The following is an 11,898-nucleotide window of genomic DNA, read 5'->3' on the forward strand; positions in this document are numbered from 1 at the left end:
GCTCGGCCCGTGATTGGGTCGGCAAGACGTGATGCTTTCGCAACACACGACACTTGGCAAGCGCGAAAAATTACGACGCCATGATGTCGACCTTGAGCAGGATCAAGGACACTCAAAAATAAGTGCCGCGACGCGTTCGCATCGCGGCACAATGTTGCAAAACTGGAATTGAACCAGAGCGCGCTGTTAGTTAGCGGCCAGGACGCAGTTCCAACTCCTGCAGACCGACCGCGACGTTGACGCCGGTCTGCCCCTGCAGGCTGACCGGCTGCAGCGCGATCGAATTCGACGAGCCGCCGATCAGCACGTTGGCACCGACACCGACGCCGACCGAGGCAGATCCCTGTGCGCCGGCGTAGTTGCCGGCAAGGTCGCCGGGGCCGAAGCGCTCGACCGGCGCCAGCACGACCCAGCTCAGCGCGGTTTCCGGGGTGATACCAAGGTCGAGCCCGACCTTGCGGATGGTGGCGACGTAGGGCGTGTCGGGGCGGCCATCGCTACGCAGCACGCAGCCGAGATTGGTCACCGATCCGACGATGAAGCCCATGCTGGCGCCACCGCGGCATTCGAGCATGCCGACCCGCACCCGGTTCTGCTGCGCATTGGCGGCGGTGACGGTCAACGCGGCGGCGGCGAGTCCGACGAAAAGCGAGAGGCGGCGCATGGCGAAAATCTCCGACGTAGGAAGGTGATGCGGAAGACGACTCGATTCGTTCGAACACGATCGAACAATCGCCGTCATTTAGTCACAGCAATGGCAAATCTTCAATGACAGCCGGGTCCGCGAAGGCGCGGCCATGTGTCCGAACGCGCGACGTTCGATTGCAAAACGTATCTAAAACGCAAGAAGGGCCCGCGGATACGGGCCCTTCTGCAAACTATATCAAATGCGCCGTAAGCGCCGTCACTTAGTGATGACGATGATGACGGCGATGCTTGCGGTAGTGCTTCTTGGCGATCGGCGCCGGCAGAAGCTGCACGTCGACGATACCGGCAGTGGCGTTCAGGCCGGTCTGGCCCTGCAGGCTGAGCGGCTGCAGCGCGAAGGCGTTGTTCGAACCGCCGATCAGCAGGTTGCCGCCGACGCCGAAGCCGAACGACGCGTTGGCGCCGACGCCGCCGTAGCTGCCGCCGAGGTCACCGCGACCGACGCGCTGAGTCGGGGCGTACACCGCCCAAGCGAGGCCGGTGGTCTGGGTGAAGCCGAGGTCGACGCCGATGCGCTGCACATGCGCGATGTACGGCTCGGGACGACGGCCGTCGGTCCGGAACAGGCACTCGAGCTGGGTGGTCGACCCGACCACGTAGCCGACGTTCGGACCGCCGGCGCATTCGATCACGCCGACCTGCACGCGCTGCTGCGCGCTCGCGCTCGCGACCGAGGCGATCAACGCGACCGCAGCGATTCCGAACTGTCTGAGGGTAAACATAGAAGCACACTCCACATGTGGATTGAGATTGCGAAGGCGACAAAGAGGAAGCGTCTTGGCCAAAACAAGGCGCTTCGTCAGTTTTGGAACGAATCCTGTGAACGTTGCGGATTGTTAATGAAATATTTACCGCAAGTTTCCGCAAAACCGCTGAATGCGCTTGCAGGCGTCTTCGAGATCCGAGGTTTTGGTGGCGTAGGAGATCCGGAACGCCGGACCCAGCCCGAACGCCGAGCCCTGCACGACCGCGACGCCTTCGGCCTCCAGCAGTTCGGTCACGAAATCCTGGTCGGTCTCGATCTTCTTGCCCGACGGCGCGGTCTTGCCGATGGTGCCGGCGCATGACGGATAGACGTAGAACGCGCCCTCGGGACGCGGACAGTCGATCCCGGCGGCCTGATTCAGCATCGACACCACCAGATCACGGCGTTCCTTGAACACCTTGTTGTGGGCGTCGATGAAGTCCTGCGGACCCTTGAGCGCCTCGACGGCAGCCCACTGCGCGATCGAGCACGGATTCGAGGTCGACTGCGACTGGATCGTCGACATCGCCTTGATCAGCTCAGCCGGGCCGCCAGCATAGCCGATCCGCCAGCCGGTCATGCAATACGACTTCGACACGCCGTTCACCGTCAGGGTGCGGTCGAACAGCTTCGGCTCGATCTGCGCCGGAGTGGTGAACTCGAAGTCGTCGTAGACGAGGTGCTCGTACATGTCGTCGGTCATCACCCAAACGTGCGGATGCTTGACCAGGACGTCGGTCAGCGCCTTCAGCTCGGCGCGGGAATAGGCCGCGCCGGTCGGGTTCGACGGCGAGTTGAGGATGATCCACTTGGTCTTCGGCGTGATCGCCGCTTCCAGGGCCGCCGGCTGCAGCTTGAAGCCGAACTCGGCGGTGCAGACCACCGGTACGCTCTCGCCGCCGGCGAGCGCCACCATCTCCGGATAGCTGACCCAATACGGCGCCGGGATGATCACCTCGTCGCCCGGATTGATGGTCGCCATCAGCGCATTGTACAGCACCTGCTTGCCGCCGGTGCCGACGATGATCTGGTTCGGCTTGTAGGTCAGGCCGTTCTCGCGCTGAAACTTGTCGATGATCGCCTGCTTCAGCTCGGGAATGCCGTCGACCGCGGTGTACTTGGTCTTGCCGGCCTCGACCGCGTGAATCGCCGCCAGCTTGATGTTGGCGGGGGTGTCGAAATCCGGCTCGCCGGAGCCCAGTCCGATGACGTTGCGCCCGGCCGCTTTCAGCTCACGCGCTTTGTCCGTGACCGCGATGGTCGCGGACGGCTTCACACGATCGAGCGCGGTGGCGAGGAACGGCATCGTCATCTCCTTGCAGCCGTCATGAGTCGGCATTTGGCGCGACTCTTCCATTTCTGACGGGAATGCTCTCACACTAAGCATCGGCTCGGTGCATCGCAAGAAGCTTGCGGGAATGGTGGCATTGCCGGAACGCCGTACAACCGCCGGGATACGGCTGCCGGGAGGCGCTGTTGCCAGTCATGCGCGGCAGACCGCCCTCACCGCCGATTTCGCATAGCGAAAATACCAAATCGGTCGCCGCCGCGGGTTTTTCGGGCCGCAACAGTCCCCTTCGCAATGCGGCATGGGATTTCGATGCTTTCCATCGCTTGGGGCTTGCGACGCCTGCCGGGGGGCATCATTGTTTAGCCGCGTTGGGCGCGGCAGATGCCGGCGGGGAGAGCGAAGCGACCTTCAGGATGTACAAACTCTATTCGATGCAGCGATCGGGAAACAGCTACAAGGTTCGCCTTGCGTTGGCGTTTCTCGATGCCCCGTACCGCGCGATCGAGGTCGACATCCTGCGCGGCGAAAGCCGCACGCCCGACTTCCTCGCCAAGAATCCGAGCGGCCAGGTGCCGCTGCTGGAAACCGCGCCGGGCCGCTACCTCGCCGAATCCAACGCGATCCTGTGGTATCTGGCCGTCGGCACCTCGCTGGCGCCGGACACGCGGATGGATCGCGCCGAAGCGCTGCAATGGATGTTCTTCGAGCAGCATGCGCTGGAGCCGAACATCGGCTCGGCGTATTTCTGGCTCTGCTTGGTCAAGGGCGGGCGCGACCTGCAGACCCACGCGCTGGAAGATTGGCTGGAGCGCGGCTACGCGGCGCTCCAGGTGATGGAAAACCATCTGAAGACCAACGATTACTTCGCGGCCGGCCAGCTCACCATCGCCGACATCGCGCTGTACGGCTACACCCATGTCGCCGACCAGTGCGACTTCGACTTGTCGATGTTTCCGGCGGTCAACGCCTGGCTGCGCCGGGTGGAGCAAACCCCGGGTTTCATTACCATGGACTGGACCCCGGAGACGGCGGTCGCCGAGGCCACGAACTTCGCCGCCGAGGCTTGACGCCGGCCGCGCCGCTTCAATTCCGCCACGATTTGGTCGCGTTTGGCGCGCCTCGGCGCCGCACAAGCGCCCGTGATTGCAGGAGAATCCAACTGCCTGCGTGATTCGCGGGCGTTTTGGTTCGAGGATTTCGAGTCATGGATTCGTCGCCCGGCTTCATCCGGCCCGTCGCGCACATCACCTCTGCCCGCCTGCTGCGCGCCGTGGCGGCGTCGCTGCTGATCGCAATGGCCTCGCTCGGCGCCATTCTGGCGCTGACGCTGCTGTCGCCGCACTTTGCTGCGGCATGACGACAGCTTTCGCGCGGCAATCACCTCGGTCACGATCTTTTCCCGACACCGCGCGTTGAAACGCGCGCCGCCCCGCAGCCGCGACGGCCATCCTGCGACGAGGCATTGCGATGAAGGCACCGATCGTCTGGGTTTCCGGCACGCTGACCGCCGCCACGGCGCTGCTCGGCTCGCTGCTGATCATCACAGCCAGCCGCGGCGCCAGCACCACTTTCGATTCGTCCGCCGGACCGCTGGCGGTCCAGACGGTGGCGGAAAATCTGGTGCATCCGTGGGGGCTGACGTTCCTGCCCGATGGCCGCATGCTGGTGACCGAGCGCCCTGGCCGGCTGCGGCTGGTGACACAGCAAGGCCAGGTGTCGAAGCCGCTGCGGGGCGTGCCGGAGGTGTGGGCCTCGGGTCAGGGCGGACTGCTCGACGTCGCCACCGACAAGGACATCGCGACCAACCATACGATCTATCTGTGCTACGCCGAACGCGACGGCCGCGGCGGCCGCACCGCGGTGGCGCGCGCCCGACTGACCGACGGCGACGCGCCGCGGCTCGACGACGTCAAAGTGATCTTCCGTCAGCAAGGGCCGCTGTCGTCCGGCAATCACTACGGCTGCCGGATCGCGCAAGGCGCCGGTGGCGATCTGTTCGTTACCCTCGGCGAGCACTACGCCTATCGCGATCAGGCGCAGAGCTTGGCCAATCATCTCGGCAAGATCGTGCGGATCGCGCCCGATGGCAGCGTGCCGAAGGACAATCCGTTCGCCGATCGCGACGGCGCCAAGCCCGAGATCTGGAGCCTCGGTCACCGCAATCCGCAGGGCCTTGCGTTCAATCCCGCCGACGGCAGCCTGTGGGAAGTCGAGCACGGCCCGCGCGGCGGCGACGAGGTCAACCTGATCCGCAAGGGCGAGAACTACGGCTGGCCGGTGATCGGCTATGGCATCGACTATAGCGGCGCAAAGATCCACGAGGCGACGGCCAAGCCCGGCATGCAGCAGCCGATCAAGTACTGGGTGCCGTCGATCTCACCGAGCGGCATGGCGTTCTACACCGGCAAGCTTTTTCCGACCTGGAAGGGAAGCCTGTTCGTCGGCGCGCTGTCGGGTCAGATGCTGGTGCGGCTGTCGCTGCAGGGCGACAAGATCACCGGCGAAGAACGGCTGCTGCAGGCACTGAGCGAACGGATTCGCGACGTCCGCCAGGGTCCGGACGGCGCGCTGTGGCTGCTGACCGACAGTGACGCGGGGCGGATTCTGCGGGTAGCGCCGGCAAGCGAGTAAGCCGCAGTTTCGGCCGGCAAATCCGCTCGCCGCGGTCGCCCTGACACGTCAGCGACTCGGTAAGACGTAGTTGATGCGTCACTGCCGTGTAACAAACTACCGCTAGGGTCCGCTCGCGTCTGATCGAGGCCCCCCGTCGCCGATCAACGTCCCCAGCGGTCCCCGTCAGTCGCCGCGTCTGACCGGGGCCGCACCTTTTTGAGCGGCGCAAAGTCATTGCCATGCTGCGATTCATTCTGGTCATTGCCGCCGTCGTCCCGCTGACGCTGACACTGCTGCCGGTTCATCTGCTGGCGAAGCGGTTCGGCTGGCGCGCGCAACGTACGATCCCGCAATTGTATCACCGCATCGTCTGCGCGCTGATCGGCGTCCGCATTCATCAGGTCGGCCGCCGCTGCGACGGGCCGGTGCTGATCCTGTCCAATCACGTCTCCTGGCTCGACATCTGCGTGATTTCCGCGGTGGCGCCGGTGTCGTTCATCGCCAAAAGCGAAGTCGCGACCTGGCCGGTGTTCGGCGCGCTGGCGCGCTGGCAGCGCACCGTGTTCATCGACCGCCAGGCGCGGCATCGCACCGGCGAGGCGACGCGCGAAATCGGCGCGCGGCTGCAGGACGGCGACGCCATGGTGCTGTTCGCCGAAGGCACCTCGTCCGACGGCAGCCGGGTGTTGCCGTTCCGCTCGGCGCTGGTCGGCGCGGTGCATCACGCGATCGGCGAACAGACCGGCGCCGGCGTCGCGGTGCAGCCGATGGCGGTGACCTATACGGGTCTCAGCGGCCTGCCGATCGGCCGCGAACTGCGCGACCGGGTCGCTTGGTACGGCGATGCCGACCTGATCCCGCATTTCGTCGCACTGCTGACCGCGGGCGCGATCGATGTCACCGTGAGCTGGGGCGATGCGGTCGCAACCTCGACGACCGCCGACCGCAAGCAGATCACCCGCGACGCCGAACAATCGGTGCGACGGATGTGCGAAGCGGCCCGCCGCGCCGGCATGCGCGGCGCCATCGCGCCGCGCCCTGCCGCTGTGCCGGATGGACAGCCGGAAGCCGCGTAGCCCGCGCAGCTTCACGACGCCGCGGACACCGGCGACCACCTGATCTCGTTCGCTCCGACAAAACAGGCGTGCGAGAACAGGCTGAGGTCCAGTTCGTTGATCAGGCGGACATCGCTCAGATCCGGGCAGCGCTTCTTGGCAGGATCGTAAGAGCGATCGATCTGCGAAATGATCACCAGGATCACGCCCGCCGTGCGGGCGAACGATCGCAGCGCACGGATCTGCGCATTCAGCTCCGGCGTGTCGCGGCGCCGATCGAGCAATTGCAGATAATCGACCACCGCCAGCGATCCGCGCTCGGCTGACGCCAGTTGGCCGATGATGTAGTCCGAGCAGATCGCATCCGACGTATCGAGCGTGAACTTGTCCGCCAGTGACGCCGGATCGGCCCCGATCGCGCGTAGCCGCATCAGCACCTCGGCTTCGGTGTATTCCAGCGTGAAGAAGGCGCTGGTACGCCCTGCCCTGATCGCCTCGACGGCGAGTTCGAGGCTGAGCAGCGTCTTGCCCTGCCCCGGCCTCGCGCCGAGCAACACCAGATCTCCGGGGCTGAGCGCTGCGAACAGACGCGCCGCGGGCGACGCTGCCGCCGAGTCGACCAGCAGGCTCCAGCGCGCGAACCCTTCGGCCGCGGCGACCTGATCGAGCGCCACGTGCAGCGGCACGTTTTGGGAGCGGGACAACAATTTGGCTTTACGTTTCAGACGATAGACCGGCGCAGACAAGCGCATCTCGACAACCTCCTCGATCGAGCCGTTCCCGCAATCCCTCCTCATGCCGGTGCTCGAACAAGTGGTTCGACGGTCGTGCAGCCCGGTATGAACGATACTTTCCCGATGGAGGGGGGAGGCGCGGGCCACGCCAGAATCAAATTATAACTCGCCTCGCCCGGGCCGAGAACGGCTTTCGCATCCGTGATGCCGTCACGACGCACGGCATGACGCGGCTGTGATCGGCGACGCGGGTTGCGGCGCTGCGGGGCGCGCGCCACAATGCACCGCTTCAAGCATCTCTCAAGGACACTTCATGGACATTCGCAATCTCGGCGGCAGCGGCCTGCGGGTCTCGGTCGTCGGCCTCGGCTGCAACAATTTTGGTCAGCGCACCGATCCCGAGACCTCGAAGCAGGTGATCCACAAGGCGATCGACCTCGGCGTCACGCTGTTCGACACCGCCGACATCTATGCCGGCATGGGCGGCTCCGAGACCGTGCTGGGCAATGTGCTCGGCGACCGCCGCAAGGACATCGTGCTGGCCACCAAGTTCTGCAAGCCGATGGCGACCGACGGCACCAAGCAGGGCGCCTCGCGGCGCTACATCGTCGAGGCGGTCGAGGCCAGCCTGAAGCGGCTGAAGACCGACTGGATCGACCTGTATCAGCAGCACGATTACGATCCGCTGACGCCGATCGACGAGACGCTGCGCGCGCTCGACGACCTGATCCGCGCCGGCAAGGTGCGCTACATCGGCAATTCGAACTTCCCGGCGTGGCGGATCGCCGAGGCCGAGTACGTCGCCCGTGCGCTCGGCACCCACCGCTACGTGTCGTGCCAGGACGAATACAGCCTGGTGGTGCGCGACATCGAGAGAGACCTGCTGCCGGCCGCGCAGGACTACAAGCTCGGGCTGCTGCCGTTCTTCCCGCTGGCGAGCGGACTTCTGACCGGCAAGTATCAGCGCGGCACCGAGGCGCCGGCGCACACCCGCTTCGCCAAGATGCCGGCGATCCGCGACCGCTATTTCACCGACGCCAATCTCGATCTGGTCGACCGTCTGAAGGCGTTCGCCGAAGCGCGCGGCCACTCGCTGCTCGAACTGGCGTTCTCTTGGCTCGCCTGCCGCCCGCAAGTCTCCAGCGTCATCGCCGGCGCCACCACGCCGGAGCAGATCGAGCAGAACGTCAAGGCGGCGAGCTGGAAGCTGACCGCCGAGGAGATGGCCGAGGTCGACGCGATTACCAAGGGGTAGTTGGCGGCAACGCCGCGTCCAACTTCACTCGGTCATTCCGGGGCGCGCGCGAAAGGGCGCGAACCCGGAATCCCGAGGTTAGTGTGCGTGTCAGATTCCGGGTTCGCTCGCTGTCGCGAGCGCCCCGGAATGACGGATGGAGAGTTCCGCGGCGCCACTTCGGCGGCGTCGGCTTACTGTCCGCCCCTTCCCTCCGCGACCTTCCGCGTATTGCATCGCGGTCCAGGCAGAGTACGCTGCGAGCGTGTTTCAACCAGCGTTGATCGATCGTTGCTCATGCCGCTCCGCCCGACCTCGTCCGCCACACCCGCAACGCCCCCGCCTCGCCGGCTGATCTGTGCCGGCTGCGGTGCGGAGTTTTCGTGCACGATGGACAAGGGCTGCTGGTGCGCGGCAGAGCCGGCAGCGCTGCCGCTGCCGTCGGACGCGACCGATTGCCTGTGCCCGGACTGCTTGCGCGCGATGGCGAAGGCGAGCCGCAAATCGTGAGGGCTGCACAGGACTGGCTGATCGCAGCGGTGCTGCTCGATATGGACGGCACGCTGGTCGACACTGAGCGGGTCTATCTGGAAAGCCTGACCGAGGTGCTGAACGGCTTCGGCCTGCCGGATGCGACAAAGACCTGCGAGTCGATGATAGGACTGCCGGGGCCGGAATGCCAGGCGCTGCTGGTCGCGCGCTACGGCGAGACGCTGCCGCTCGCCGAGATCAACCGTGCGTTCGTCGAAAAGCGGGACGTGCGCTTCGCGCAAGGTCTCCCGGTGAAGCCCGGCACCAGCGAGCTGCTCGATACGCTCGCCGACGCGAACTGCCCGGTCGCGGTGGTGACCTCGTCGTCGCGCAAGACCGCCGACCTGCATCTGACGCTGGCCGGCATCCGCGGCCGGTTCGGCACCATCCTGACCCGCGACGACGTCGCCCACGGCAAGCCGGCGCCGGATCTGTATCTGCTCGCCGCCGACCGGCTCGGCGTGCCGCCGCAGAACTGCATCGCGGTCGAGGATTCCAGCGTCGGCGTCACCGCCGCATTCACCGCCGGCGCCATCACGCTGATGGTCCCGGACTTGCTGCAGCCCGACGACGCGACCCGCGGCAAATGCGCGGCGGTGCTGCCGGATCTCAACGCGGTGCGGAGTTTGCTCGAGACCCGCGGCCGGTTCGCGGCATCGAACGCGTTGGCCGCGCCGCGCTGACCCGGCGCGGCAGCGCCGTCGCCACCAGCTTGGCCGCCGCAGCGCCCGCGGTCTCCATGTAGCTCGCATCGCGATGCAGCAGCACCACGGCGAACGAGCCGTCGAGCAGCAGCAGCATCTGCCGCGCCAGTTCGTCGGCCCCGGCGATGCCCGCCTCGGCGAACGTGTCGCGCAGCCAGCGCTCGAACTTCTTCTTGTGCGCGGCGCCGATCTTGATCGCCGGATGGCCCGGCAGATTGGCGAGCTCCGCCGAGGTGCGCAGGAAGCCGCAGCCCTTCCACTTCGGATGCCGCGCGGCGTGGGCGAGATTTAGAAAGATGCCCTCGACCTTGTCTGGCAGCGCGCCCGGCGTGCCCTCGAACCACTGCCGGAACAGCGCCAGATTCGGCTGGTCGCGCCCCTCCAGATAGGCGGCGACCAGATCGTCCTTGCTGCGGAAGTGATAATACAACGTCCGCTTGGTGACGCCGGCCTTCTCGGCCACCGCATCGACGCCGACGGCGCGGATGCCCTCGGCATAGAACAGCTTGGCGGCGGCGGCGACGATGCGCTCGCGCGTGGTATTGCCCTCGCGGGTCTTCGGAGATGCTACTGACGTCCGGTCGGTCATCCCCTTATGTATACCGACCAGTGAATATACACAACGCGGCGGCCGCGGTAGCGACCGGACGACCCGATGGAGACCCGGACATGACCGAGCTAATACCGATGGAGCTGCGCGACGGCGTTGCGCTGCTGACCCTGAACCGCCCCGACAAACTGAACGCACTAAACTACGCGCTGATCGACCGGCTGATGCAGCGGCTCGATGCGATCGAAGTCGATGACACGATCCGCGCCGTGATCCTCACCGGCGCCGGGGAGCGGGCGTTTTCCGCCGGTGCCGACATCGCCGAGTTCTCCGGCAGCGTCGCGCGCGGCGCGGATCATGCGGTGCGCGATTTCGTCCGCCGCGGCCAGACCATGACGGCGCGGCTGGAGAGCTTTTCCAAGCCGGTGATCGCAGCGGTGAACGGCCTCGCCTACGGCGGCGGCTGCGAGATCACGGAGGCGGTGCATCTGGCGGTCGCCAGCGAACGCGCCCGGTTCGCCAAGCCCGAGATCAAGCTGGCGATGCCGCCGACCTTCGGCGGCACCCAGCGGCTGCCGCGCCTCGCCAGCCGCAAGCGCGGCCTGGAGCTGTTACTCACCGGCGAGCCGTTTTCGCCCGACCATGCGCTGGCGATCGGCCTGGTCAACCGCGTAGTGCCGCACGGCGACCTGCTCTCTGCGGCGGACGCGCTGGCGCGGCAGATCATCCGGCATCCGCCGGGCGCAGTCGCAGCGGTGATCACCGCCGCGACGCGCGGGCTCAATCTGTCGATCGACGAGGGCCTGCTGGTCGAGCGCGCGCAATTCGCCGCGCTGGCCAGCGGCGAGGAGCTGGCGCGCGGCCTCGCCGACTGGCGCAACCGGCGGCGCGGCCCAGCTTAGACCGGATAGCCCGGCGTGGCGCGCGCCAGGCCACCGAACGCATCGAGCAGCCCTTCGCGCCAGGCATAGACTGGGTCATCTTTCTGCAGCAGTTGGAAGTCGCTGACGATGCGCGCCCATTGGAAGCCGCCGAACACGCTGTAGTCGGCGTAGTTCGGCGCCGCGCCGCCGATGAAGGGCTGCGTCTTCAGCGTCAGCCGCAGCGGATCGAGCGACCGGCGGAAGCCCTCGACCGCACGATCGCGGCTGGCGGCGGCCTCTTCCAGCGTTGTCTTCAGCCGCGCCTCGCGCGACTGCCGGAAATACGCCGCGTCGGCAGGATCCAGCCGTTGCACGATGTCGGCGACGATCATCGGGAAAATGCCGCCGACGATGGCGAGGTCGCCCCACCAGTTCAGCATCCGCGCCATCGCCCGGCCGCCGTCGCCGCCGAACAGCGACGGCCGGTCCGGATAGGCGTCTTCGAGATAGCTGGCGATCGCCCAGGAGTCGCACACCGCCTTGTCGCCGTCGAGCAGCACCGGCACCTTCTCGGAACCATGGCAGGCGATCGCAGCCTTGTCGGTGAAGCGCCACGGGATCGTCTCGGCGCTCAGCCCCTTGTGCGCCAGCGCCATCCGCGTCCGCCACACGAACGGCGAGAACGGCCGGCCCGCATCGGCACCGACCAGTTCGAACAGTTTGAGAGTCATGTTGCGCGTCCTCGGGTCTCGCTTTGGTCGTGGGCGCTCGTCGAGAATTCTGGCGTCGGGCGCTCGCCACACACGTCACGTCATCGCCGGACTTGATCCGGCGATCCATCGTTCGGGAGATGGATGCGCGGGTCAAGCC

13 protein-coding genes are annotated in these 11,898 nt (G+C 66.4%); 7 read left to right on the top strand and 6 right to left on the bottom strand.

Going from position 1 to position 11,898, the window contains the following annotated elements; all coding sequences use genetic code 11:
• Positions 1–190: 190 nt before the first annotated feature.
• From M9H71_RS18995 to M9H71_RS19005, 3 genes are all read right to left on the bottom strand, one after another.
• Positions 191–664, bottom strand: coding sequence for a DUF992 domain-containing protein (locus M9H71_RS18995; protein WP_455406492.1), 474 nt, complete (start codon positions 662–664; stop codon positions 191–193).
• A 244-nt stretch (positions 665–908) separates the two neighbouring features.
• Positions 909–1,430: a DUF992 domain-containing protein gene (locus M9H71_RS19000; protein ID WP_455406493.1), complete on the bottom strand. Its 522-nt coding sequence runs from the start codon at positions 1,428–1,430 to the stop codon at positions 909–911.
• Positions 1,431–1,556: 126 nt separating this feature from the next.
• Positions 1,557–2,759, bottom strand: coding sequence for a pyridoxal phosphate-dependent aminotransferase (locus tag M9H71_RS19005; RefSeq protein ID WP_164605609.1), 1,203 nt, complete (start codon positions 2,757–2,759; stop codon positions 1,557–1,559).
• 398 nt (positions 2,760–3,157) lie between these two features.
• Between M9H71_RS19005 and M9H71_RS19010 the strand changes: the two genes are divergently transcribed.
• From M9H71_RS19010 to M9H71_RS19025, 4 genes are all read left to right on the top strand, one after another.
• The gene (locus tag M9H71_RS19010; RefSeq protein WP_455406494.1) at positions 3,158–3,811 is read left to right on the top strand and encodes a glutathione S-transferase family protein; all 654 of its coding nucleotides are present in this window, start codon (positions 3,158–3,160) and stop codon (positions 3,809–3,811) included.
• A gap of 137 nt (positions 3,812–3,948) precedes the next feature.
• Entirely contained in the window at positions 3,949–4,101 is a 153-nt protein-coding gene (locus M9H71_RS19015) for a hypothetical protein (protein WP_455406495.1), read from the top strand.
• Between the two features lie 110 nt (positions 4,102–4,211).
• Positions 4,212–5,375 (top strand): PQQ-dependent sugar dehydrogenase, encoded by a 1,164-nt coding sequence (locus M9H71_RS19020; protein WP_455406496.1) that lies wholly within the window; start codon positions 4,212–4,214, stop codon positions 5,373–5,375.
• 221 nt (positions 5,376–5,596) lie between these two features.
• On the top strand, positions 5,597–6,433 hold the full coding sequence (locus M9H71_RS19025) for a lysophospholipid acyltransferase family protein (RefSeq protein WP_230764049.1): 837 nt from the start codon (positions 5,597–5,599) through the stop codon (positions 6,431–6,433).
• Between the two features lie 11 nt (positions 6,434–6,444).
• Here the strand turns inward: M9H71_RS19025 and M9H71_RS19030 are convergent, their stop codons facing one another.
• Positions 6,445–7,164 carry a DNA helicase gene (locus tag M9H71_RS19030; RefSeq protein WP_455406497.1) on the bottom strand — a complete coding sequence of 240 codons (720 nt, stop codon included), beginning with the start codon at positions 7,162–7,164 and terminating at the stop codon, positions 6,445–6,447.
• A 295-nt stretch (positions 7,165–7,459) separates the two neighbouring features.
• Here M9H71_RS19030 and M9H71_RS19035 point away from each other — a divergent pair, with 295 nt between their 5' ends.
• Both M9H71_RS19035 and M9H71_RS19040 read left to right on the top strand, forming a co-directional pair.
• The gene (locus tag M9H71_RS19035; protein WP_455406498.1) at positions 7,460–8,401 is read left to right on the top strand and encodes an aldo/keto reductase; all 942 of its coding nucleotides are present in this window, start codon (positions 7,460–7,462) and stop codon (positions 8,399–8,401) included.
• 485 nt (positions 8,402–8,886) lie between these two features.
• On the top strand, positions 8,887–9,594 hold the full coding sequence (locus tag M9H71_RS19040) for an HAD family hydrolase (RefSeq protein ID WP_455406499.1): 708 nt from the start codon (positions 8,887–8,889) through the stop codon (positions 9,592–9,594).
• On the opposite strand, the gene M9H71_RS19045 is transcribed toward M9H71_RS19040, so the two are convergent.
• On the bottom strand, positions 9,521–10,204 hold the full coding sequence (locus tag M9H71_RS19045) for a TetR/AcrR family transcriptional regulator (protein ID WP_455406500.1): 684 nt from the start codon (positions 10,202–10,204) through the stop codon (positions 9,521–9,523). The two genes, M9H71_RS19040 and M9H71_RS19045, sit on opposite strands and share 74 nt — an antisense overlap.
• A gap of 80 nt (positions 10,205–10,284) precedes the next feature.
• Between M9H71_RS19045 and M9H71_RS19050 the strand changes: the two genes are divergently transcribed.
• Complete coding sequence (locus tag M9H71_RS19050; protein WP_455406501.1) at positions 10,285–11,067, top strand: crotonase/enoyl-CoA hydratase family protein; 783 nt, start codon at positions 10,285–10,287, stop codon at positions 11,065–11,067.
• On the opposite strand, the gene M9H71_RS19055 is transcribed toward M9H71_RS19050, so the two are convergent.
• Positions 11,064–11,759 carry a glutathione S-transferase family protein gene (locus M9H71_RS19055; protein ID WP_455406502.1) on the bottom strand — a complete coding sequence of 232 codons (696 nt, stop codon included), beginning with the start codon at positions 11,757–11,759 and terminating at the stop codon, positions 11,064–11,066. The genes M9H71_RS19050 and M9H71_RS19055 overlap by 4 nt on opposite strands.
• Positions 11,760–11,898 lie beyond the last annotated feature (139 nt).

It is taken from the genome of Rhodopseudomonas parapalustris (assembly GCF_053772255.1).

What these genes read in the sequence shown, in the direction of transcription:
- M9H71_RS18995 (WP_455406492.1), bottom strand. Translation starts at nt 664, where the DNA reads ATGCGCCGCCTCTCGCTTTTCGTCGGACTCGCCGCCGCCGCGTTGACC.
- M9H71_RS19000 (WP_455406493.1), bottom strand. Translation starts at nt 1,430, where the DNA reads ATGTTTACCCTCAGACAGTTCGGAATCGCTGCGGTCGCGTTGATCGCC.
- M9H71_RS19005 (WP_164605609.1), bottom strand. Translation starts at nt 2,759, where the DNA reads ATGCCGTTCCTCGCCACCGCGCTCGATCGTGTGAAGCCGTCCGCGACC.
- M9H71_RS19010 (WP_455406494.1), top strand. Translation starts at nt 3,158, where the DNA reads ATGTACAAACTCTATTCGATGCAGCGATCGGGAAACAGCTACAAGGTT.
- M9H71_RS19015 (WP_455406495.1), top strand. Translation starts at nt 3,949, where the DNA reads ATGGATTCGTCGCCCGGCTTCATCCGGCCCGTCGCGCACATCACCTCT.
- M9H71_RS19020 (WP_455406496.1), top strand. Translation starts at nt 4,212, where the DNA reads ATGAAGGCACCGATCGTCTGGGTTTCCGGCACGCTGACCGCCGCCACG.
- M9H71_RS19025 (WP_230764049.1), top strand. Translation starts at nt 5,597, where the DNA reads ATGCTGCGATTCATTCTGGTCATTGCCGCCGTCGTCCCGCTGACGCTG.
- M9H71_RS19030 (WP_455406497.1), bottom strand. Translation starts at nt 7,164, where the DNA reads ATGCGCTTGTCTGCGCCGGTCTATCGTCTGAAACGTAAAGCCAAATTG.
- M9H71_RS19035 (WP_455406498.1), top strand. Translation starts at nt 7,460, where the DNA reads ATGGACATTCGCAATCTCGGCGGCAGCGGCCTGCGGGTCTCGGTCGTC.
- M9H71_RS19045 (WP_455406500.1), bottom strand. Translation starts at nt 10,204, where the DNA reads ATGACCGACCGGACGTCAGTAGCATCTCCGAAGACCCGCGAGGGCAAT.
- M9H71_RS19050 (WP_455406501.1), top strand. Translation starts at nt 10,285, where the DNA reads ATGACCGAGCTAATACCGATGGAGCTGCGCGACGGCGTTGCGCTGCTG.
- M9H71_RS19055 (WP_455406502.1), bottom strand. Translation starts at nt 11,759, where the DNA reads ATGACTCTCAAACTGTTCGAACTGGTCGGTGCCGATGCGGGCCGGCCG.